The organism is Mesorhizobium sp. B2-4-19 (assembly GCF_006441315.1).
In the GTDB taxonomy this organism is placed as follows: Bacteria; Pseudomonadota; Alphaproteobacteria; order Rhizobiales; family Rhizobiaceae; genus Mesorhizobium.
Map to the genome: position 1 here is coordinate 74,081 of NZ_VFUV01000013.1, position 22,446 is coordinate 96,526.

General features: G+C 62.4%; 23 protein-coding genes. 5 read left to right on the forward strand and 18 right to left on the reverse strand.

What is annotated here, in order from left to right; translation table 11 throughout:
- Positions 1–5: 5 nt before the first annotated feature.
- The 9 genes from FJ546_RS21175 to FJ546_RS21215 form a co-directional block, all read right to left on the reverse strand.
- Complete coding sequence (locus tag FJ546_RS21175) at positions 6–1,085, reverse strand: ABC transporter ATP-binding protein (RefSeq protein WP_140891109.1); 1,080 nt, start codon at positions 1,083–1,085, stop codon at positions 6–8.
- A 42-nt stretch (positions 1,086–1,127) separates the two neighbouring features.
- The gene (gene glpD, locus FJ546_RS21180; protein WP_140891110.1) at positions 1,128–2,654 is read right to left on the reverse strand and encodes a glycerol-3-phosphate dehydrogenase; all 1,527 of its coding nucleotides are present in this window, start codon (positions 2,652–2,654) and stop codon (positions 1,128–1,130) included.
- Between the two features lie 126 nt (positions 2,655–2,780).
- Positions 2,781–3,548: a DeoR/GlpR family DNA-binding transcription regulator gene (locus tag FJ546_RS21185; protein WP_010909603.1), complete on the reverse strand. Its 768-nt coding sequence runs from the start codon at positions 3,546–3,548 to the stop codon at positions 2,781–2,783.
- Positions 3,549–3,674: 126 nt separating this feature from the next.
- The gene (locus FJ546_RS21190) at positions 3,675–5,087 is read right to left on the reverse strand and encodes an aspartate aminotransferase family protein (protein WP_140891111.1); all 1,413 of its coding nucleotides are present in this window, start codon (positions 5,085–5,087) and stop codon (positions 3,675–3,677) included.
- A gap of 211 nt (positions 5,088–5,298) precedes the next feature.
- Positions 5,299–6,030 (reverse strand): peptidase, encoded by a 732-nt coding sequence (locus tag FJ546_RS21195; RefSeq protein ID WP_140891113.1) that lies wholly within the window; start codon positions 6,028–6,030, stop codon positions 5,299–5,301.
- A 31-nt stretch (positions 6,031–6,061) separates the two neighbouring features.
- On the reverse strand, positions 6,062–6,853 hold the full coding sequence (locus FJ546_RS21200) for a transglutaminase family protein (RefSeq protein ID WP_140891114.1): 792 nt from the start codon (positions 6,851–6,853) through the stop codon (positions 6,062–6,064).
- 7 nt (positions 6,854–6,860) lie between these two features.
- Positions 6,861–7,802, reverse strand: a complete 942-nt coding sequence (locus FJ546_RS21205) for an alpha-E domain-containing protein (RefSeq protein ID WP_140891116.1) — start codon at positions 7,800–7,802, stop codon at positions 6,861–6,863.
- Between the two features lie 138 nt (positions 7,803–7,940).
- Complete coding sequence (locus FJ546_RS21210; protein ID WP_032933458.1) at positions 7,941–9,353, reverse strand: circularly permuted type 2 ATP-grasp protein; 1,413 nt, start codon at positions 9,351–9,353, stop codon at positions 7,941–7,943.
- A gap of 170 nt (positions 9,354–9,523) precedes the next feature.
- A complete protein-coding gene (locus FJ546_RS21215) occupies positions 9,524–9,760 on the reverse strand; it encodes an Lrp/AsnC family transcriptional regulator (protein WP_010909609.1) in 237 nt (78 codons plus the stop codon).
- 254 nt (positions 9,761–10,014) lie between these two features.
- Here FJ546_RS21215 and FJ546_RS21220 point away from each other — a divergent pair, with 254 nt between their 5' ends.
- Positions 10,015–10,434, forward strand: a complete 420-nt coding sequence (locus FJ546_RS21220; RefSeq protein ID WP_140891117.1) for a DUF4864 domain-containing protein — start codon at positions 10,015–10,017, stop codon at positions 10,432–10,434.
- A gap of 61 nt (positions 10,435–10,495) precedes the next feature.
- On the opposite strand, the gene tgt is transcribed toward FJ546_RS21220, so the two are convergent.
- The 7 genes from tgt to coaD are packed head-to-tail and all read right to left on the reverse strand — an operon-like array spanning position 10,496 to position 15,074.
- Positions 10,496–11,626: a tRNA guanosine(34) transglycosylase Tgt gene (gene tgt, locus FJ546_RS21225; protein ID WP_140891119.1), complete on the reverse strand. Its 1,131-nt coding sequence runs from the start codon at positions 11,624–11,626 to the stop codon at positions 10,496–10,498.
- On the reverse strand, positions 11,619–11,888 hold the full coding sequence (locus FJ546_RS21230; RefSeq protein WP_140891120.1) for a hypothetical protein: 270 nt from the start codon (positions 11,886–11,888) through the stop codon (positions 11,619–11,621). Before FJ546_RS21230 ends, tgt begins: the two co-directional genes overlap by 8 nt.
- A complete protein-coding gene (gene queA, locus FJ546_RS21235; RefSeq protein WP_140891121.1) occupies positions 11,881–12,966 on the reverse strand; it encodes a tRNA preQ1(34) S-adenosylmethionine ribosyltransferase-isomerase QueA in 1,086 nt (361 codons plus the stop codon). Before queA ends, FJ546_RS21230 begins: the two co-directional genes overlap by 8 nt.
- A complete protein-coding gene (locus tag FJ546_RS21240; protein ID WP_140891122.1) occupies positions 12,966–13,415 on the reverse strand; it encodes a DMT family transporter in 450 nt (149 codons plus the stop codon). The genes queA and FJ546_RS21240 overlap by 1 nt, the downstream gene beginning before the upstream one ends.
- 12 nt (positions 13,416–13,427) lie before the next feature.
- Positions 13,428–13,940: a peptidylprolyl isomerase gene (locus FJ546_RS21245; RefSeq protein WP_095775391.1), complete on the reverse strand. Its 513-nt coding sequence runs from the start codon at positions 13,938–13,940 to the stop codon at positions 13,428–13,430.
- A gap of 28 nt (positions 13,941–13,968) precedes the next feature.
- Positions 13,969–14,556 (reverse strand): peptidylprolyl isomerase, encoded by a 588-nt coding sequence (locus FJ546_RS21250; protein WP_019858282.1) that lies wholly within the window; start codon positions 14,554–14,556, stop codon positions 13,969–13,971.
- A 17-nt stretch (positions 14,557–14,573) separates the two neighbouring features.
- Complete coding sequence (gene coaD / locus FJ546_RS21255; protein ID WP_095775389.1) at positions 14,574–15,074, reverse strand: pantetheine-phosphate adenylyltransferase; 501 nt, start codon at positions 15,072–15,074, stop codon at positions 14,574–14,576.
- Positions 15,075–15,269: 195 nt separating this feature from the next.
- Here coaD and FJ546_RS21260 point away from each other — a divergent pair, with 195 nt between their 5' ends.
- Positions 15,270–15,422, forward strand: a complete 153-nt coding sequence (locus FJ546_RS21260; RefSeq protein WP_019858284.1) for a hypothetical protein — start codon at positions 15,270–15,272, stop codon at positions 15,420–15,422.
- A gap of 67 nt (positions 15,423–15,489) precedes the next feature.
- Here FJ546_RS21260 and gyrA read toward each other — a convergent pair whose 3' ends face one another.
- Positions 15,490–18,288: a DNA gyrase subunit A gene (gyrA, locus tag FJ546_RS21265; RefSeq protein ID WP_140891124.1), complete on the reverse strand. Its 2,799-nt coding sequence runs from the start codon at positions 18,286–18,288 to the stop codon at positions 15,490–15,492.
- Positions 18,289–18,498: 210 nt separating this feature from the next.
- Here gyrA and FJ546_RS21270 point away from each other — a divergent pair, with 210 nt between their 5' ends.
- Positions 18,499–20,202 carry a SulP family inorganic anion transporter gene (locus FJ546_RS21270; protein WP_140891198.1) on the forward strand — a complete coding sequence of 568 codons (1,704 nt, stop codon included), beginning with the start codon at positions 18,499–18,501 and terminating at the stop codon, positions 20,200–20,202.
- Positions 20,199–20,822, forward strand: coding sequence for a ParB-like protein (locus FJ546_RS21275; protein ID WP_140891125.1), 624 nt, complete (start codon positions 20,199–20,201; stop codon positions 20,820–20,822). Before FJ546_RS21270 ends, FJ546_RS21275 begins: the two co-directional genes overlap by 4 nt.
- Here FJ546_RS21275 and FJ546_RS21280 read toward each other — a convergent pair.
- Positions 20,786–21,670, reverse strand: coding sequence for an AraC family transcriptional regulator (locus FJ546_RS21280; RefSeq protein WP_246686909.1), 885 nt, complete (start codon positions 21,668–21,670; stop codon positions 20,786–20,788). The genes FJ546_RS21275 and FJ546_RS21280 overlap by 37 nt on opposite strands.
- A gap of 85 nt (positions 21,671–21,755) precedes the next feature.
- Between FJ546_RS21280 and FJ546_RS21285 the strand changes: the two genes are divergently transcribed.
- The gene (locus tag FJ546_RS21285; protein ID WP_140891126.1) at positions 21,756–22,286 is read left to right on the forward strand and encodes a hypothetical protein; all 531 of its coding nucleotides are present in this window, start codon (positions 21,756–21,758) and stop codon (positions 22,284–22,286) included.
- Positions 22,287–22,446 lie beyond the last annotated feature (160 nt).

Consider the following 22,446-nt stretch of genomic DNA (forward strand, 5'->3'; position numbering starts at 1 on the left):
CCTCCTCAAGCCGCCAGCTTCGGCGCGGTCACGGCGCGGCCGTGCTCGTCGAAGACCATGATGTGACGAGGATCGATGAACACCTCGACCACTTCGTCGGTCTCGAAATCCCTGATGCCGTGGGTCAGCATGACCCAGCGCACGTCGGCAAAATCGAGATGGATGAAGCTCTCCGACCCGGTGATTTCCGTGATGGTCACCTTTGCCCGCACTGGCACTGCGCTGGCATTGGGCCGTTCGAGCGACAGATGGTGCGGCTGAAAACCGATCGTGTAATTGCCGTCGGCAATGCCGACGAGTTCGGGCGGCACCGGCAGCTTCACCCCGCCTTCGAGCAGGAAGTCGGCGCCCTTCTTGGCCAGCACGATGGTGTTGAGCGGCGGATCGGCGAAGGTCCTCGCCGTCACTAGGTCGACCGGCTTGCGGAAGACGTCGATGGTCGGTCCGAATTGCGTGATGCGGCCTTCCGACAGCGCTGCCGTGTTGCCGCCGAGCAGCAGCGCCTCGTGCGGCTCCGTCGTGGCATAGACGAAGATGGTGCCGGCGGCGGCGAAAATCCTCGGCAGTTCGGCCCGCAACTCCTCGCGCAATTTATAGTCGAGATTGGCGAGCGGCTCGTCGAGCAGCACCAGGCTGGCATTCTTGACGATGGCGCGCGCCAGCGCGGTGCGCTGCTGCTGGCCGCCCGACAGGCTGAGCGGCGTGCGGTCGAGATAGGGCGTCAGCTTCAGCAGCGCCGCGGCCTCGCGCACCTGGCTGTCGATCTTGCCTTGCTCCGCGCCGGCCACCCGGAGCGGCGAGGCGATGTTCTCATAGACGGTCATCGCCGGATAGTTGATAAACTGCTGGTAGACCATGGCGATCTTGCGCTTCTGCACCGGCACGCCGGTGACATCCTGGCCGTCGAACCAGACCGAGCCGGAGGTCGGCACATCGAGGCCGGCCATCAGCCGCATCAGGCTGGTCTTGCCGGAAAGCGTGGGCCCGAGCAGAACGTTGAGCGACCCATGCTGAAGCGTCAGCGACACATCGCGTATGTGCTCGATCGCACCGACATTCTTGGTGACGTTCCTCAGTTCAAGCATGACGCCTCCTCCCAGGCTTTCCGCATCAGCTCAAGACCCTCTTCATTCGGCGGCCGCGACATGCCGCCGGCTTATGCCGCGCATGAATTCATCGAGTGCCGCCACCTGCTCGCGGTTGAGATGCAGGCCGCGCTTGGTGCGACGCCACAGTACATCTTCTGATGTGACGGCCCATTCGTTTTCAACGAGATAGCGCACTTCGGCCTCATAGAGATCGCCGCCGAAACTGCGGCCGAGCTCGGCATTCGACTTGGCAAGACCAAGCAGACGCTGAGCCCGCGTCCCGTAAAGCCGCGTCAACCGCCGGGCGAGGCGCGCATCGAGGAAAGGATAGGCTGTCTTCAGCTTCGCCACCTGTGCGTCGAACCCGGTCGCCGGGAAATCGCCGCCCGGCAACGGCGCGTCCGATGTCCACGGCTTGCCGCGCTTGCCGAGAAAACCTTCGATCTTCTCCAGCATCGATTCCGACAGCCGGCGGTAGGTGGTGATCTTGCCGCCGAAGGCATTGACGATCGGAGCGGCACCCTCACCGCCATCGGCCTTCAGCACATAATCACGCGTCGCCTCCTGCGCCTTGGAGGCGCCGTCGTCATAGAGCGGGCGCACGGCCGAATAGGTCCAGACGATGTCGGAGCGCTTGACGGGCTGCGCGAAATATTCGCTGGCCGCGGCGCAGAGATAGTCGATCTCGGTGTCGCTGATCTTCACATCGTGCGGATCGCCGGGATAATCCTGGTCGGTGGTGCCGATCAGCGTGAACTCGTCCTCGTAGGGAATGGCGAAAATGATGCGGCCATCCTTGTTCTGGAAGAAATAGGCGCGCGGATCGTCGAACTTCTTGGCGATGACGATATGGCTGCCCTGCACCAGGCGGACATTGTGCACGTCGTTCTGGCCGACGACACCGGAAAGCACATGATCGACCCAAGGTCCGGCGGCATTGACCAGCAGCCGCGCCTTGACCTCTTCGGTCTCGCCGCTCCGCAGGTTCTCGATCTTGATTGTCCAAAGGCCGTTTTCGCGGCGCGCGCCGATCACCTTCGTGCGGGTCCGGATCGTTGCACCACGATCGGCGGCATCGCGGGCGTTGAGCGCCACCAACCGCGCATCGTTGACCCAGCCGTCGGAATATTCGAACGCCTTTTTGAACAACGGCTTCAAAGGCTTGCCCGCCGGATCGCTCGCCATGTCGAGCGTCCTGGTCGCCGGCAGCAATTTTCGTCCGCCAATGTGGTCGTACAGGAACAGGCCGAGCCGGATCAGCCAGGCCGGGCGCAGCCCCTTGGCATAAGGCAGCACGAAGCGCATCGGCCAGATGATGTGCGGCGCGTTCTTCCACAGAACCTCGCGCTCCATCAGCGCCTCGCGCACCAGGCGGAACTCGTAGAATTCGAGATAGCGCAGGCCGCCATGGATCAGCTTGGTCGAACCGGAGGAGGTTCCGCTGGCGAGGTCGTTCATCTCGGCGAGAAAAACCGAAAACCCGCGCCCAACGGCATCGCGGGCTATGCCGCAACCGTTGATACCGCCACCTATGACGAAAATGTCCCGGACTGAAGACGTGTCCACTCAACTCCTCCACGATTTCGCATTGCACCATTTTGGTCTTTTGCGAAACCGTGACGGGATTATTTCGAACTCATAACGAATGTCAAACGAAATATAACAAACCCGTGAGACGATCTTGAAAGGGCCTCACCCGAGCGACGTCTCGATCAGCTGGACCTCGGCTTCCTGGCAGATCTTGCGCACCGAGGGGATGTCGCAGCGGTCGGTGATGAAGGTGTTGACCTGCGACAGGTGACCGATGCGCACCGGCGCCGTGCGCTCGAACTTGGTCTGGTCGGAGACCAGAATCACATGCCTGGCATTGGCAATGATCGCCTGCGCCACCTTCACCTCGCGAAAATCGAAGTCGAGCAAGGCGCCGTCATGGTCGATGGCCGAGGCGCCGATAACGGCGTAGTCGACCTTGAACTGCCTGATGAAATCGACCGCTGCCTCGCCGACGACACCGCCATCCGACCCGCGCACCACGCCGCCGGCAATCACCACCTCGATCGAAGGATATATACGCATCCTATTGGCAACATTGATATTATTGGTGATCACCATCAGGCCGTTATGGTCGAGCAACGCCTTGCTGACCGCTTCCGTCGTGGTGCCGATGTTGATGAACAGCGAGGCGTTATCGGGGATCAGCCTTGCCGCCGCGCGGCCGATGGCTTCCTTCTCGTCGGCGGCGATCTTGCGCCTCGCCTCATACTCCATGTTCTCGATACCGGACGGGAACAATGCGCCGCCATGAATGCGGGAAAGCAGACGCTGGTCACAGAGATCATTGAGATCCTTGCGAATGGTCTGCGGCGTCACGTTGAAATGCGTGGCCAGATCGTCGACCAGCACGCGGCCATGGTCCTTGGCCATCTGGATGATCTCGGCATGGCGTGGCGACAGATACATGGGCGGCCTCCCGTTTTCGTTTTTCTTGTCTATAGCCGAAAACGAAAGCAATGAAAAGGCATAAGCCGGCTAAGGGAAGTCACCTGATTGCAAAGGCAAACTCCACCGCAATCCTACATTGGCCTGTCAGACCATGCCGCGCGCGATTTCGGTGATGACGGCAAAAGCCGCATCGACATCGCTAGCGGTCGCCTCGAACTGGCCGACCTGGAAGCGGATTGCCACCTGCCCGTCGACCCTCGTCTGCGTCAGGTAGATGCGGCCATCGTCGTTGATCGCATTGACCAGCCGCAGATTGTGCGCGTCGGCATCGGCGCTTGAGGGCGCCCTGTGCCGGAACGAAAACAGCGACAGCATCGGTTCGCTGACGATTTCGAAATCCGGCTCCTTTGCCAGCCGCGCGGCAAGGCCCTCGCTCCAGGTCACATGGTTGCGGATCATGGCGCGCAGGTTTTCCAGCCCGTGGGCGCGCAGCAGGAACCACAGTTTCAGGGCGCGGAAGCGCCGGCCGAGCGGCACCGACCATTCGGAATAGTTGATGATGCCGTCATGACCGTGGGTTTTCAGATAGTCCGGCTTGATGGCCAGCGTCCTGACATGGCTTTCGGGGTCGCGCAGGAACTGGATTGAGCAATCGAACTGTGCGCCCAGCCACTTGTGCGGATTGAAGACGATCGAATCGGCGCCTTCGACGCCGGTCCAGAAATGCCTGTACTCCGGGCAGATCATTGCCGATCCGGCCCAGGCCGCATCGACATGAAGATACAGTCCATGCCGCTTGGCGACCTCGGCGACCGCCGCAATGTCGTCCGTGCCGCCGGTGCTGGTGCCGCCGACGCAAGCGATGATGCCCGCCGGCAGCAGGCCGGCTTTCCGGTCGGCCACGATGGCCGCCTCCAGGGCGGCGGTATCCATGGCACGAAAGCGGCCGGAGACCGGAATGCGCACCAGATTGTCCTCGCCGATTCCCGATACCCAGATCGCCCTGTCGATCGACGTGTGCACCTGATCCGAGGAATAGATGCGCAACTGGCCCTGCCCGGCCAACCCCTTTTTGTTGCCTTGCCAATCCAGCGCCCGCTCGCGCATGGTCAGCACGGCATTGAGTGTCCCCGACGAAGCCGAATCCTGGATGACGCCGGAAAATCCCTCGGGAAGGCCAAGTGCCTGGCGCGTCCAGTCGACGGTACGGGTCTCGAGTTCGGTCGCCGCCGGCGAGGTCTGCCAAAGCATGCACTGCGCGGCCATTGCGGAGACGAGATACTCAGCCACCACCGAAACCGGCGCCGCATTGGCCGGGAAATAGGCGAAGAAGCGCGGGTGCTGCCAATGCGTCATCCCCGGCACGATCTTCTCTTCGAAGTCGGCGAAGATCCTGTCCATCGGTTCGGCGTCTTCCGGCGGCGAGGCCTCAACGCTCCTGAAAATGTCACCCGGTTCGACCAGCGGCCGCACCGGCCGCTCGCGCAGTGAATTGCGATAGTCGGCGCCCCAGTCGGCGGCACGCCGCGACCACTGCCGAAACTCGTCGTTGTTCATCCTGTCCTCCCGACACGAATGCAATGCCGGCACTCTTCGCCCGGCTCTCAAATCCCATCAATAATTAACATGTGAAATAGATGCAAGCGCTGGCAGCTACGGCAAGCGCCTTAAAGCGCATCGCTTGATCGGATCCAAGCGATGCGCTTTAGATCCTTGTTCTTGTGCATGTCGTTCCCCCAAAACCGGGGCCACTTTTGGGCGGCATGCATCACCCCGGAAAATCCGGCAGGCTGGCAAAGGCGCTCTTCAGCGCATTCGACCAGCCATCGGAGATGGTGCGGTAATACTGGTCGTCCTGAGCGATCCGCTTCTTCAGGCCGACCTTGAAGGCGTCCTTCTCCAGGAACAGCAGGTCGAGCGGCAAGCCGACCGACAGGTTCGACTTGAGTGTCGAATCGAACGAGACCAGAAGCAGCTTCACCGTCTCGGCCAGGCTCATCGTGCGCTCGTAGGCGCGGATGATGATCGGCTTGCCGTATTTGGTCTCGCCGATCTGGAAGAACGGCGTGTCGTCGGTCGATTCGATGAAATTGCCCTCGGGATAGATCATGAACAGCCGCGGCGGACTGCCCATGATCTGCCCGCCGAGGATGAAGGAGGCGTTGAAATAGGAATCGGCCTTCTCGCCGGCGGGAGACGATTGCGCGATCACCTCTTTCACCGTGTCGCCCACCAATCGCACCGTCTGGTACATGGATGGCGTCTCGAGCAATTTCTCGTGGCGGTCGGTCACTGCCTTGGTGCGTTCGTCGAGCAGGCTGACGACGGCCTGCGTCGTCGCCAGATTGCCGGCCGACATCAAGACGATCACGCGCTCACCCGGCTGTTCCCAGACATGCATCTTCTTGAAGGTCGAGATCGAATCCATGCCAGCATTGGTGCGCGTGTCCGACATGAACACGAGCCCGCGATCGATCTTCAGGCCGACGCAATAGGTCATGGAATCTCTTCTGGCACTAATCCTTGCCGGATTACTGCTCTACCGTGACGGTGACCGCAAGCCGTTCTTCCGCCTGTCCCAGTCGAATTCCCGACACCGGCGAGGCGTCGCGGTAGTCGCGGCCGGTCGCCACCTTCACATAACGCTCGTCGGGAGAAATACCGTTGGCGGGATCGAAGGCAACCCAACCGAGACCCGGAACATGCGCTTCGGCCCAGGCATGGCTTGCCGCCTGCTCGACAGCATCCATCATCAGATAGCCGGAGACGTAGCGCGACGGAAATCCCATGGCGCGCGCGGCGGCGGCAAAGATATGGCTGTGGTCCTGGCAAACCCCGGTCTTCAGCGCCAGCGCCTCTTCGGCCGGTGTGGTCGCCTTGGTTGTGCCTGGCGTGTAGGCGACGCGCTCGCCGATCATGGCCATCAGCCGGTGCAGCCTTTCGATGTCGGCGCCCGTGCCGACCGCTTCGGCCAGCTTGCGGACGCCGTCGCCAATGGTGGTCAAGGGCGTTTCCTGCGCGAACAGCCACAACGGCGCAAAGCCCTGATGCGCCCCGCAAACGCCTGACGTATCGCGCGTCACCACCTCGCCGGACGCCTCGACCGTGATGAAGTCGTGGTCACCCTCGACGCTCAGCAGTCGTGTGTCGTTGCCGTAGTGATCGGTAAATCGCACTTCCTCGCGCGCGCCTTCGACCTTCAGCGCCCAGGACAGCACCGTCTGTGTCTGTCCGCTGACCGGAAGCAAACGCAGCCGCTGCAGCAGATATTGCACCGGCGCGTCGTAGCGGTATTCGGTCCGGTGGGTGATCTTGAGCCGCATGAAGTCCTCAATAAAACCGGTAATCCTGCGCGATCTCGTCACCAAGCCGGGTGTTGTCGCGAATGAACCCGGCAAGGAACTCGTGCAGACCCGCGTCGAATATATCCTTGATCGACCCCGCCCTCAGCATGGCTTGCGTTTTCTCCGCCGTCGCGTGGCAGGCGTGGCGTTCGCCGTAATCGTCGCTCAGGAATTTCAGATGTTCGGACAGGAAGCGATAGCAGAAGGTCAATGAACGCGGCATGCGCACGTTGAGGATCAGGTAGTCGGCGATGTTGGTCGGCTTGTAGTCCGCATCATAGACCCAACGGTAGGAGCGGTGCGCCGACACCGAGCGCAGGATCGATTCCCATTGATAGTTGTCGAGCGTCGAACCAACCCAGGAGATCGACGGCAGCAGCACGTAATATTTCACGTCGAGGATGCGCGCCGTGTTGTCGGCGCGCTCGACATAGGTGCCGAGCTGCGAGAAGTCGAAAATCTCGTTGCGCAGCATGGTGCCGTAGAACGAGCCGCGGATCAGCGCCGTCTCGCGCTTGATGGCGTCGAGGACGCTTGGCAGGTCGCGCTCGTCGATTGGCCTCGCCAGCATCCGCTTCAGCGACATCCAGGCTTCGTTGATGCTTTCCCAGGTCTCGCGCGTCAGCGCGGTGCGCACCATGCGGGCGTTGTTGCGGGCCGTCTCGATCGACGACATGGTGCTCGACGGGTTCGAGGTGTCGCGCAAAAGGAAATCAGCGACGGCGGCGGCCGTATAGTCCGAATACTTCTGCTTGAAGGCGACGTCGGAGCCGGCGCTGAGCAGCACCGAATTCCATTCCTCCGACGCGCTTTGCGTGCGGGTCAGCGCCATGCGCAGGCCGGCATCGACCAGCCGCGCCATGTTTTCGGCCCGCTCGATATAGCGGTTCATCCAGTAGAGCCCGTTGGCGGTGCGGCCGAGAAGCATAGGAGGCCCTTTGGGCTAGTGAGTAGGGAATAGTGAGTAGTCAGTAGTAAATAGTTGAATTTCAATGGAATATGGCATGCGCTTCCCCTCTACAGCTGACTACTCACGACCGACTATTCCCTACTCACTCATCTCATTTCAATCATCCAACACCCAGGTATCTTTCGTTCCGCCGCCCTGCGACGAGTTCACGACCAGAGAGCCTTCCTTCAACGCCACGCGCGTCAGGCCGCCGGGCACGATCTGGATGCGGTCGGAAACCAGCACGTAGGGCCTGAGGTCGACGTGGCGCGGCGCCAGTCCCTTGTCGGTCAGGATCGGGCAGGTCGACAGCGCCAGTGTCGGTTGGGCGATATAGTTGGAAGGCTTCGCCGCCAGTTTCTTGGCGAAGGCTTCGCACTCTTTCTTGGTCGCCGCCGGTCCGACCAGCATGCCGTAGCCGCCGGAGCCGTGCACTTCCTTGATCACCAGTTCGTGGATGTGCTCGAGCACATATTTCAGGCTGTCCGGCTCCGAACAGCGCCAGGTCGGGATGTTGCCGAGGATTGCCTTGCGGCCGGTGTAGAATTCGACAATCTCGGGCATGTAGGAATAGATCGCCTTGTCGTCGGCGATACCGGTTCCCGGCGCGTTGGCGATGGTGATGTTGCCGGCGCGATAGACATCCATGATGCCGGGTATGCCGAGGGCCGAATCCGGCCGGAAGGTCAGCGGGTCCAGGAAGGAATCGTCGACGCGGCGGTAGAGCACGTCGATCTGCTTGTAGCCTTCGGTCGTGCGCATCGCGACATGGCCGTCGACGACGCGCAGATCCTGGCCCTCGACCAGTTGCACGCCCATCTGGTCGGCAAGGAAGGCGTGTTCGAAATAGGCGGAGTTGAAGCTGCCGGGCGTCAGCACGGCGATGGTCGGCGCGCCCTTGGTGCTTTGCGGACGAACCGCCGCCAGCGACTGGCGCAGCAGCTGCGGGTAGTTCTCCACCGGCCGTACCTTGATCTTCTGGAACAGCTCCGGGAACAGCTGCATCATTGTCTCGCGGTTCTCCAGCATGTAGGAGACGCCGGACGGGGTGCGCGCATTGTCCTCCAGCACGTAGAACTCGTCCTCGCTGATGCGCACGATATCGACGCCGATGATGTGGGTGTAGACGCCGGCCGGCGGCCGCACCCCGATCATCTCCGGCAGGAATGCCTCGTTCTTGGCGATCAGGTCCCTGGGAACGCGGCCTGCGCGCAGGATCTCCTGGCGATGGTAAATGTCGTCGAGGAAGGCGTTCAGCGCCTGCACGCGCTGCTCGATGCCTTGCGTCAGGCGCCGCCACTCATTGCCTGAAATGATGCGCGGAACGATGTCGAAGGGGATCAGCCGCTCGGACGCTTCCTGCTCGCCATAGACGGCGAAGGTGATGCCGGTCTTGCGGAAGACGCGTTCGGCGTCCTGCATCTTCTCGGTAAGTCTGGCCGGATCCTGTTCCTTCAGCCAGCGATCATAAGCCGAATACGGTCTTCTCAATCCGGAAACTTCCGGAAGCATTTCATCGAACGCTGCCAATCGCATACTCCCCTGTGACGCCATTTCACTGGCGTCGCCGAAGAAAATCAAGCGCAATCGGTGATTTGGGAGATGCGGACGATCAGTATGTTGCGGCTGCCTAAAATTGAGGCAGTCGAAATACGACCTTGATCAGGCTTTGCCTCGTGCCCGGGCAAATGCCTTCCCGGCTAGAAGGCGCGGAAGGTGACGACCGTGAACGTGTCCTTGATGCCGGGGAGAATCTGCACCTTCTCGTTGACGAAATGGCCGACATCTTCCTCGTCATCGACATAGAATTTGGCGAGCAGGTCGTAATTGCCGGCGGTGGAATAGATTTCCGAAGCGATCTCGGCATCGGCAAGCGCGCTTGCAACCTCATAGGATTTGCCCAACTCGCATTTGATCTGCACGAAAAACGCCTTCATGGCTTCGTCCCGCTAAACGTCCAAGTCCAAGCGGCCCTTCTGGCAGACTGGAGGCGGCCTTTCAAGCACTGGAATCCACACTTAGCCGGCGCGCCCCCCTGGCCACGGCCTCGCGCAGCTCGGCAACCGGCAGGACATTCCGGTGGCGAATATTCGCAATCGGTGAAACCGGGATGCACCGCCGAGCGTATGTTATCGTGCGTCATCGGACATTATTTTTGAGGGACCATTCCGAGGGACAACGGAGACAGGCCATGCGCCGCGCTTTTTTGGCATTCGCAGTCATTCCATTCCTCTTCATATCCTCGGCCTTTGCCGGCGATGCAGAAATCAAGGCAGGCCAGGCCGTCATCGACGGTCAGTTGAAGGCGCTGCTGGCCGATGACGGCGCCAAGGCCTACAGTTTTGCCGCCCCGAATGTGAAGCAGGTGTTCCCGACCGTCGACGCCTTCATGAACATGGTGACCAATGGCTACCCGCCGGTGCGCAGGCCACAGTCCTATGCCTTCGGCAAGGTCGAGCAGACGGGTCCGGGCTCGATTATCCAGCAGGTGCTGATCGTCGGCCCCGACGGCAAGGATTATGAGGCGGTCTATACGCTGCAGCAGCAACCCGACGGCACGTTCCAGATCACCGGCTGCAGCCTGCGCGCATCCAACTCGCTGAGCACCTGAGGACGTTCTTGTTCGAGCATTAGCTTTCCGAAAACCGGTCTCCACTTTTCGGGATCATGCTCTACAGGACGGGGATATCGCCCCTCGCCCAACCCTCTGTGATCTCGGCCCCACGCGCTTCGAAGCTGCCGGTCTCGATCGCGGCGCGAATGTCCTGCATCAGCTTCTGATAGTAGGACAGGTTGTTCCAGGTCAGCAGCATGGCGCCCAGTGCCTCCTGCGAGCGCACCAGATGATGCAGATAGGCGCGCGAATAATCGCGCGCCGCGGGACAATCGCTTTCCTCGTCCAGCGGGCGCGGATCGTCGGCATGGCGGGCGTTGCGCAGATTGACCTTGCCGCGCCTGGTGTAGGCCAGGCCGTGCCGGCCGGCCCGCGTCGGCATCACGCAGTCGAACATATCGATGCCGCGCGCTACCGATTTCAGGATATCGTCAGGCGTCCCGACGCCCATGAGATAGCGTGGCTTGTCCGCGGGCAGTTCGGGACAGGTGATGTCGAGCATTTCCAGCATCACCGCTTGCGGCTCGCCAACCGCCAGGCCGCCAACCGCATAGCCCTTCAGCTCCATTGCGCTCAGCGCCTGCGCCGAGCGTACCCGAAGCGCCGCATTGTCGCCGCCCTGCACGATGCCGAACATCGCCTTGCCCGGTTGGTCGCCGAACGCCGTCTTGCAGCGCTCGGCCCAGCGCAGCGACAGTTCCATGGCGCGCTCGATCTCGTTCAGTTCGGCCGGCAGCGCCGTGCATTCGTCGAGCTGCATCTGGATGTCGGAATCGAGCAGGCCCTGGATCTCGATCGAACGCTCCGGCGACATTTCATAGGGCGCGCCATCGATATGCGAGCGGAACGTGACGCCCTTTTCGGTCAGTTTTCGCAGTTTCGACAGCGACATCACCTGAAAGCCGCCGCTGTCGGTCAGGATCGGATGCGGCCAGCGGGCGAATTCATGCAATCCGCCAAGCCGCGCGACACGCTCGGCGCCGGGCCGCAGCATCAGGTGATAGGTGTTGCCCAGGATGATGTCGGCGCCGACGCCGCGCACTTGGTCCATATACATGGTCTTGACGGTGCCGCCGGTGCCGACCGGCATGAAGGCAGGCGTGCGGATTTCGCCGCGCGGCATCTCGATGACACCGCGCCGCGCCTTGCCATCGGTGGCAAGGACCTTGAAGCTGAACGGCTTAGCCATTGAATTCCTTGTCGTGGATCGGCGCGTCTGGCGCCTGTCTGTCGAGCGACTGGCGGTATTCGATGCAGCCGCGCATGAATTTGGGCCAGGGCGGCACGGCGATCGACGGCTCGGTCCTTTCCGGCAGCAGATCCCATAGATCGGGGTGATGCCAGCAGAGATCGTGGCCTGACGTGTCGCGATGAGCGCGAATGCCGGCGCGCAGTTTCTTCACCTCGGCGATCAGGGCATCGCGATCAAGGGTTTCCAGGTCATCATCCATCGCTCATCTCCGCTCGGTACAGCAGGCTTGCGTCTCCATAGGAGTAGAACCTGTAGCGGTTCGCAACCGCATGCGCATAGGCGGCGCGCATCGTGTCGAGGCCACTGAAGGCCGAAACCAGCATGAACAGCGTCGAGCGCGGCAGATGGAAATTGGTCATCAGCATGTCGACGGTGCGAAAGCGATAGCCGGGCGTGATGAAGATGTCCGTGGGGCCAGACCAAGGGGGCACCATACCGTCTTCACGCGCCGCGCTCTCCAGCAGCCGCAGCGAGGTCGTGCCGACGGCGATGATGCGCCCGCCTCTCGCCTTGGCCGCGTTCAGCGCATCGGCGGTTGCCGAGCTGACTGAACCGATCTCGGCATGCATCTTGTGGTCGGCGGTGTCGTCCGCCTTGACCGGCAGGAACGTGCCTGCACCAACGTGGAGAGTGACGAAGTGGCGCTCAACCCCTTTGGCGTCGAGAGCTGCAAAAAGCTCCGGCGTGAAATGCAGGCCCGCCGTGGGCGCCGCAACAGCGCCTTCCTCCCGAGCATAGATCGTCTGGTAGTCGGCCCGGTCGCGCTCGTCGTCGTCGCGTTTGGAAGCGATGTAGGGCGGCAGCGGAATGTGGCCGACGGCGTGCAGCGCCTCGTCGAGGAACGGCCCCGACAGGTCGAAGCCGAGCAAGGCTTCGCCGCCCTCGCCCTTCTCTATCACCGTGGCATCGAGTTGGCCGAGGAAGCACGAATTGCCGTCATGGCCGAAATGGATGCGGTCGCCGGCGGCAATGCGCTTGCCTGGCCGCATGAAAGCGAGCCAGCGATCCGGCGCCACGCGCATATGCAGCGTGGCCTCGACCTGCGCCTGTGCTTCGCCGCGCCGCCTTATGCCTTTGAGCTGCGCCGGAATGACCTTGGTATCGTTGAACACCAGCACGTCGCCGGCCCTGAGCAGGGATGGCAGGTCGCCGACCGTGCGGTCGCCGAGCGCCTCGCCCGGTTTGACCACCAGCATCCTGGCGCTGTCGCGCGGCTCCGCCGGGCGAAGTGCGATCCGCTCCTCCGGCAGGTCGAAGTCGAAGACATCGACGCGCATCAGTAGAGCCGGACGAGCAGCGCTCCGACCAGCAGCAGCACCGCGCCGGCGACGCGGCCGAGCGAGATTTCACGCACCGCGACACCGAGAAAGCCGATGCGATCGATGAGCATGCCGGCGAGAAGCTGGCCGGCCACCAGGAACGCCATCAGGGCGGCGGCGCCGATGCGCGGCGTCAGGATCGTGGAGAGCGTGACATAGAAGCCGCCGAGCATGCCGCCGGCGACGAAAAGCCAGGGGGCCGGCGCCTTCCATTCGAGCGAAATGCCTTGCAGCTTCACCACCGTGACCGCGATGATGCCGAGCACGATGGCGCCCGACAGGAATGAAAACGCAGCCGCCGCGACCGGGAGACCCAGGCCGCGCGCCAGCTGCGAATTGATCGGTGCCTGAATGGCAATGAAGGCACCGGACAGGATGCCAAGAAGCGACCAGACGACGCCCATCATTGTCGTTTCGCCTTACTTGACGTCGGCCGCGACCTTCAGCGTCACGATCTTGTCGGGATCGACCACCGGTTCGCCGCGCTTGATCTTGTCGACATTGTCCATGCCTTCGATGACCTGACCCCAGACCGTGTACTGGCGGTTGAGGAAGGCGGCATCGTCGAAGCAGATGAAGAACTGCGAATTGGCCGAGTTCGGATTTTGCGAACGGGCCATCGAGCAGGTGCCGCGGCCATGGTTGGCGTTGGAGAACTCAGCCTTAAGGTCCGGCTTGTCCGAGCCGCCCATGCCCGCGCGCGACGGCGCGAAGGTGGGTTTCGAGGAATTGCCGAACTTCACGTCGCCGGTCTGCGCCATGAAGCCGTCGATGACGCGATGGAAGACCACGCCGTCATAGGCGCCTTCCCTGGCCAGTTCCTTGATGCGAGCGACATGGCCGGGGGCCAGATCGGGGAAAAGTTCGATGACGACCTTACCCTTGGTCGTTTCCATGATGAGCGCGTTCTCGCGGTCCTTGATTTCGGCCATGTCAGATATCCTTTTGAGAAAACAGAAATTACTTGTCGGCGGCGATGCGCACCTTGATCATCCGGTCGGGGTCGGAGACCGTACCATTGTCGGCCTCGTCACCCTTCTTGATGTGGTCCACCAACTCCATGCCGCTGACGACATTGCCGACGATGGTATACTGGCCGTCGAGCGGCGGTGCGGGCGCGAACATGATGAAGAATTGCGAATTGGCGGAGTTCGGATCTTGCGAGCGGGCCATGCCGACCACGCCGCGCTTATAGTGCTCGGTCTGCGAGAATTCGGCCGGCAGGTCAGGCAGGTCCGAACCGCCGGTGCCGACGGCCTGGGAATTGAACCCCTTCTTCATGTTGCCGAACTTGACGTCGCCGGTCTGCGCCATGAAGCCGTCGATGACGCGGTGGAACGCGACATTGTCATAGGCATGGTCACGCACGAGCTTCTTGATCTGCGCGACATGCTTGGGCGCCAGATCGGGCCGCAACGCGATGGTCACGTCGCCGTCCTTCAGCGTGATGATCATGGTGTTTTCCGGATCGGCGGCATAGGCCGAGACCGAGGCGGTCACAAGACCGGCAAGCACGACGAGGAACGAGGCGAGCCTTTTGAGCTGCATGAGGATTTTCTCCGGGCTTATTTCGCGAATTTTGCGGTGAGCGCACCAGCAACGGCCGCCGGCACGAAGGCGCGGATGTCGCCGCCCATCGAGGCTATCTGGCGCACAAGTGTGGCGGTAATGGTGCGCACGGACGGGCTGGCGGGCAGAAAAACCGTCTGCAGCTCGGGCGCCATGGTTTCGTTCATGCCGGCCATCTGCATTTCGTAATCGAGATCGGTACCGTCGCGCAGGCCGCGGATCATGATCGAGGCGCCCTGCTTCCTGGCGGCATCGATCACCAGCCCGTCGAAGGCAACGACCTTGATGCGAGCGCCATCGCGGCCGAATTCGGCCTTCGTGGCGGCTTCGATGAGTTGCACCCGCTCCTCGAAGGAAAACAACGGCTTCTTGCCCGGATGAATGCCGATCGCGGCATAGACGATGTCGGCTACCGCCAGCGACGCTTTCAGCACATCGAGATGGCCGTTGGTCAGCGGGTCGAAGGAGCCGGCGTAAAGGGCGATGCGTTCAGTCATGGCAGGTGCTTCTAGCGAGCCTCTCTCGCAAAGGCAAATCCGATCGGCGCGCGAGCCCATGAACCTTTTCCGGCACATGAACGACAGATGAACACGCTGATCACGAAGCCTTCACGCAGCGTTCACTAGGTTGCACCTTAATAAGATGAAACCAAAATCCCATCTATCCGTTGTAAGGCGCAGGAGAACACGCAAATGCTGATCTACATGCTCGCCACCGCAATGACAGTCGCCATGCTGATCGCCACCGTATTCGGGCTGCATCAGGAGGCGCAACGCATCCGCGTCAAGGCAACCACCAAGCGCTTCGAAGGCTTCGGCCCCCGCAAGCCGTATCGTCACTACTAAGTCGTCTGGGCTTGCTGCCGCGCCGGCCGTTGGGCCGGCGTTGCTATGTCAAAAGCAGCCCCAGGACTTACTCGCCGCTGTCCGGACCGGCATCAGCCTCTGGAGCAGACTCAGCGCCGATGATCTCTTCGCTTTCCTCGTCCGATTGCGGCTCGGAAATCCGCTCGACCGAAACCACCTTCTCGCCTTCGGCGGTGTTGAAGATGGTGACGCCCTTGGTGGCGCGGCTGGCGAAACGGATGCCGTTGACCGGCACCCGGATGACGGTGCCGCCATCCGACACCAGCATGATCTGGTCGTCATTGCCGACCGGGAAGGTCGCCACCAGCCGGCCGATTTCAGCCGTCTTCGACACGTCGGTGGCGCGAATGCCCTTGCCGCCGCGGCCGGTCAGGCGGAAATCGTAGGAAGACGAACGCTTGCCGTAGCCATATTCGGTAACTGTCAAAACGAACTGTTCATGCGCCTTGAGGGTCTCGTAGGTTTCGTCGGAAAGCTCCGTCTCCTCGCCGACCTCTTCATTGGTCAGCGCGATCTCTTCCTCTTCGCCGGCCGCGATGCCGGCGGCAAGCCGCCGCTCGGCCGCCGCGCGCTTGAGATAGGCAGCGCGCTCGGCTGGCGAAGCGTCGACATGCTCGATCACCGACATCGAGATGATGCGGTCGGTCTCGGCCATGGCAATGCCGCGCACGCCGACCGAGTTGCGGCTCTGGAAGACGCGCACATCGCTGACCCGGAAGCGGATGCACTGGCCGGAACTGGCGGTCAAAAGCACGTCGTCATTGTCGGTGCAGGTTTCGACGCCGAGGATCTCGTCGCCTTCTTCCTCCAGCTTCATGGCGATCTTGCCGTTGCGGTTGACCTGGACGAAATCGGACAGCTTGTTGCGGCGCACTGTGCCGCGCGTGGTGGCGAACATCACGTCGAGCTCGCCCCAGCTGGTCTCGTCCTCGGGCAGCGGCATGATGGTGGTGATGCGCTCGCCCTGCTCGAGCGGCAGCATGTTGATCAGCGCCTTGCCGCGTGACTGCGGGTTGCCGATCGGCAGCCGCCAGACCTTTTCCTTGTAGACGATGCCGCGCGAGGAGAAGAACAGCACCGGCGTATGGGTGTTGGCCACGAACAGCCGGGTGACGAAATCCTCTTCCTTGGTCGACATGCCGGAGCGGCCCTTGCCGCCGCGGCGCTGCGCCCGGTAGAGCGAAAGCGGCACGCGCTTGATGTAGCCGGAATGGCTCACCGTCACGACCATGTCCTCGCGCTGGATCAGGTCCTCGTCTTCCATGTCGGCGCCGCCGTCGGTGAGTTCAGTTCGGCGTGGCGTGCCGAACTCGTCCCGCACGGCCGCAAGCTCGTCCTTGACGATCTGCTGGACACGCGCCCGGGACGACAAAATGTCCAGATAATCAACGATTTCGGCGCCGATCGTGTTCAACTCGTCGGCGATCTCGTCGCGGCCAAGCGCGGTCAGCCGCTGCAGGCGCAATTCGAGGATGGCGCGGGCCTGTTCCTCGGACAGATTGTAGGTGCCGTCCTCGTTGATGCGATGGCGCGGATCGTCGATCAAAAGGATCAGCGACTCGACATCACCCGCGGGCCAGCGCCGCTCCATCAACTGCTCGCGCGCCGTCTGCGGATCCGGCGCGGTGCGGATCAGCTTGATGACCTCGTCGATATTGGCGACAGCGATGGCAAGACCGACCAACACATGGGCGCGGTCGCGCGCCTTGCGCAGCAGGAATTTCGTCCGCCTTGTGATGACCTCTTCGCGGAAGGAGACGAACGCCTTCAGCATGTCGGTCAGCGTCAGCAGTTCCGGCTTGCCGCCATTCAGCGCCACCATATTGGCGCCGAAAGAGGTCTGCAGCGGCGTGAAGCGGTAAAGCTGGTTGAGGATGACGTCGGCGACGGCGTCGCGCTTCAGCTCGATGACGACGCGATAACCCTGGCGGTCGCTTTCATCGCGGATGTCGGAAATGCCTTCGATGCGCTTGTCGCGCACCAGCTCGGCCATCTTCTCGATCATCGAGGCCTTGTTCACTTGGTAGGGAACCTCGGTGATGATGATCGATTCACGGTCATTACCGCGCTGTTCGATGTTGACCTTGCCGCGCATGACGATCGAGCCACGGCCCGTCGAATAGGCGCTGTAGATGCCGGAGCGGCCAAGCACGATGCCGCCGGTCGGGAAATCGGGCCCAGGAATGATCTCCATCAGCGCCGGCAGGTCGATCGCCGGATTGTCGATGATGGCGATGGCGCCGTTGCAGACTTCGCCCAGATTGTGCGGCGGGATGTTGGTGGCCATGCCGACGGCGATGCCGCCGGAGCCGTTGACCAGCAGATTGGGAAAGCGCGCCGGCAGAACCTTCGGTTCGGTGTCCGAGGCATCATAAGTCTCCTGGAAATCGACCGTGTCCTTGTCGATGTCCTCCAGCAGCTCATGCGCGACCTTGGTCAGCCGCGATTCGGTGTAGCGCATCGCCGCCGGCGGGTCGCCGTCGATCGAGCCGAAATTGCCCTGCCCGTCGATCAGCGGCACGCGCAGCGACCAGTCCTGCGCCATGCGCACCAAGGCGTCATAGATCGAGGCGTCGCCATGCGGATGGTATTTACCCATCACGTCGGCGACCGGGCGGGCCGACTTCACGTATTTGCGGTTCCAGTGGTAGCCGCTCTCATGCGCCGCATAGAGAATGCGGCGATGCACGGGCTTCAGGCCGTCGCGCACATCAGGCAGCGCACGGCTGACGATCACGCTCATGGCGTAGGAAAGATAGGAGCTCTGCATCTCCTCGATGATGGAGATCGGCTCGATGCCGGTGGGGCCGCCGTCGGCGCCGCGCGGTGTCTTTTGGTCGGTCAAATCGGATCACAATCTAATCAGGAATCACTGACCGCTTATATAGGAAGCAAGGCCGAAACTCCAATGTTCGCGGCACTTTTCCAGTGTCATTTTTGGTGGTAATTTCAAAAGGATACCGCTGATTGCGACGATATGGCCATGACGCTTTTCGCCGCCACAAGGCAAAAGCCGGCAATGGACCAACTTTCCCAAGCGAAAGCCGCAAGCGCCATGAATTGGCGCCGGTGGCTGCCTTTGCAGGCGCTGAGCGGCTGGCGGTTCGGGGATCTCAATGGTGATCTGATCGCCGGCCTGACATTGGCCGCGATCGCCATTCCCGAGCAGATGGCAACGGCCCGGCTCGGAGGTTTCGCTCCCGAGATTGGTTTTTTCGCTTTTGTCGCCGGTTCGGTGGCGTTTGCCCTGTTCGGCGCCAATCGTCACCTCTCGGTTGGCGCGGATTCGACCATCACGCCGCTGTTCGCCGGCAGCCTGGCGCTGCTCGCCACATCCGGCTCGCCGCATTATCTGGCACTGGCGGCCATGCTGGCGTTGATGGTCGGGCTGATCGTAACCTTGAGCGGCGTCTTTCGCCTCGGCTGGATCGCCGATCTCCTGTCGGTGCCGGTCACCACAGGGTTTCTGGCGGGCATCGCCGTCCATATCATCGTCTCGCAGATGCCCGGGCTGCTTGGCCTGCCAGCCGAAAGTGGAGAAACCTTGCAGCGTGTCGGCGAGATCGGCGGCAATCTCCATCTCACCAATCCCTGGAGCCTAGGGCTCGGCCTCGGCGTGTTCGCGATCGTGTTCTGTTCGGAACGGATCAGCGCCCGCATCCCCGGCGCCTTGATCGGCATGGTGCTTGCCACGCTCGCGGTCGTCGTCTTCGGCCTCGGGGATCGCGGCGTCGAGGTGCTAGGCGCCTTGCCAAACGGCCTGCCGCGCGCCGACCTGCCGAAGGCCAGCCTCGACGATATCCAGGCGCTGGTGCCACTGGCGCTGCTGATCGCCATTGTCGTCATGGTGCAGACGGCCGCCACCTCGCGGTCCTTCGCCTCGCAACCGGACGACGCACCCGACGTCAACCGCGATTTCATCGGCGTCGGCGCCGGCGGCATTTTGTCGGGCCTGTTCGGCGCCTTTGCCGTCAACGCCAGCCCGCCGCGCACGGCCATCGTCTCCCAGTCGGGTGGCCGCTCGCAACTGTCCGGCCTCATTGCCGCGGCCATCGTGCTGGCGCTCGGTGCCTTTGGCGGCGGCCTGCTCGCCAATGTTCCGCAGGCCGCCCTTGCCGGCGTCCTGATGTTCGTCGCCCAGCACATATTGCGCTGGAAGGTGTTCGCCGGCGTCTATCGGCAGGCGCCTGTCGAATTCGTGTTGATCCTGGTCACCATGGCGGCAATCGTGGTGTTGCCGATCGCAACCGGCGTGGCGGTGGGGATCGGCCTGTCGCTGCTGCATGGCATATGGAGCGCGACGCGCACGGAGCCGATCGAACTCGAACAGGTGCCGGGCACGTCCGTCTGGTGGCCTCCGGCCAAGCCCAGCGCTGGCGAACAACTTCCGGGCGTGCTGGTCGCGGCCTTCCAGGCGCCACTGTCCTTCGTCAATGCCGATCGCTTCAAGCGCGGCGTTTGCGACCTTGTCGATGCCAGGGACGAAACCGTGAAACTGGTCGTGCTGGAGGCCAGCAACATCGTCGAAATCGACTACACCGCCGCGCAGGCCCTGATCGACACCATCCTTCATTGCCGCAAGGCGGGCGCGGTCTTTGCCATAGCGCGGCTGGAATCGCTGCGCGCCCTGGCGGCGCTGGCGCGGTTCGGCATTGCTGAAATGGTCGGCCCGCGGCACATATTCCACAGCGTCGACGCGGCGATCAAATCACTTGGTCCGGGAAAACAGCAGCAGCAAGGACAGGATGGAGTGCCATGATCGACCCGCGAGAACCAATTGTTACACCAGTTCCCGTCGAGGAACTGAGACCGACGCAGATAACGGTCGGCATGAGAGAAGTTGCGTTGAAGCGCCAGATGATCCGGGAGCAGGACGCCAAGAAGAGGACCGGCGCTTTTCTCGGCAAACACATGGTGCCGGTCGTATTGGGTCCCAAAAATCGCAACTACGTCACCGATCACCATCACCTCGCCCGCGCCCTGCTCGAGGAAGGCGTCAAGGACGTGCTTGTGACCGTGATCAGCGACCTGTCAGCGCTCGACAAGGACACGTTTCTTTTCATGCTCGATAACAGAGGCTGGATGCATCCGTTCGACGAGAGCGGCCGGCGCCGCGATTACTCGGCAATTCCGAAGACAATCGGCGAGCTGATCGACGATCCTTACCGGAGCATGGCGGGCGAACTGCGCCGGATGGGTGGCTTTGCCAAGGACACGACGCCGTTCAGCGAATTCATCTGGGCGGATTTCCTTCGTCGGCGCATCGACCGCAACGCGGTTGCGAAGAACTTCGACAAGGCGATGAAAGAGGCACTCAGCCTGGCCAAGGGCAAGGACGCGGACTATCTGCCGGGCTGGTGCGGCCCGACCTCGGATTGAGCCTGCTTCGGCCGAGGCGCGACGCCGTTTGACTGGCGGACTCGATAATCGCTTGGCGTTTCGCCCATGATGCGTCGAAACCGACGATTGAACGTCGACAGGTCGTTGAAGCCGGCGTCGAAGGCGATCGCCGAGATCGCATCATCGGACAGGCGCAGCCGCACCGCTGCCCGGTGCAGACGGATCTTGAGCAGGAACTGGTAGGGCGTCATGCCGGCAACCTGCCGGAAAATACGCAGGAAATGATACGGGCTGGTCGCCGTCTCATCCGCCAGCGCTGACAGGCAAACCGGCCCGTCGGCATCCAGTTCGATCCGCCGCACGGCTTCGGCCACCCGTTTCTGATCGCGACGGCTTGGTCCGCGCCTGATGGACGTCGCGCCGGAAATCGTGGCCACAGCCGCGACGACAATGCGCACACCGAGTTCCTCGAAGGCCTCGCCGTCGCCCGTCTCCCGCGCGGCTTCCGCCTCGGCCAGCAGCGGCGCCAAGGCTGGCAAAGGCGGCAGGCGCGGCGCATCGAAAGTAAGCGTGCTCGCGCCCGGCACACCGGCGACGATCCGTTCCATGTAGGCAGGCTTGAAATGGAACGAGAGACAGCGGTCGCCGCTGCCATGTTCGTGTCCGCATTCATAGCATGTGCCGGAATTGCCGAGCAGCAGCGCTCCCGGCGCCAGCATGGCGGTGCCTTGCTGCGCGCGGTAGCGGAACGTGCCGCCGGTGACCGCTGCAACACAGAAATCCTGATGGGCCTCCTCGAACGGGCGGTCGCCCGCACCGGCCGTGCAGATCACATCCGCCACATGCCAGCCGGGTCCGGATGCGAGAGTGCGGGTCATCGCTGTCATGGCCGAAATATAGCAATTTTTCCCAAGCCCAGAACCCCGTCAGCGCCTATTCCTCCCGGTCTCCTGACAGAAAGAGGCCGCAGCCATGTTCGACCCCTTTGCCGAAGCCCTGCACAGTCCCGGACCGATCGACGGGCTTGCCGAAAAACTGAACCTTTACGGCCGCTTCGTCGGCGCCTGGACGTTTGAGGCCTCGCGTCACCTCGATGATGGCACCGTGCTGGCCGGACGTGGCGAGGTGCATTTCGGCTGGGTGCTCGAAGGCCGCGCCATCCAGGACGTCTGGATCCTGCCCGCGCGGAACACCGGTTCCCAGCCTTCCCTGGGCAAGTGGACGTTCTACGGCACGACGCTGCGGGTCTACGATCCCGGCGCGGACGCCTGGCACATTTTCTGGAGCGATCCGCGCAATCAGTATTTCAGCCGCCAGCTCGGCCGAGCCGAGGGCGACACGATCGTGCAGGTGGGCGCCGACGGCACCGGTTCCTCGGTGCGCTGGAGCTTTTCGCGGATCACCGAAAATTCCTTCCGCTGGCTCGGCGAGCGCTCGCACGACAATGGCGCGACATGGCGGCTGGAGGTCGAGTTCCTGGCGCGGCGCGTTGCAACAGCCTGAATCAGCAACCTCTTGTAACGATAGAGAGAACCATGTTCGATCATATCTCGATCGGTGTCCGCGACGCCATTTCCTGATCATGCGCATGAGAAGCCTCTTCCGCCCGGCCTGCGCGAGCAGATCTCCAGGTCGAACTTTTCAGACGTGGCGCGCTGGCTTG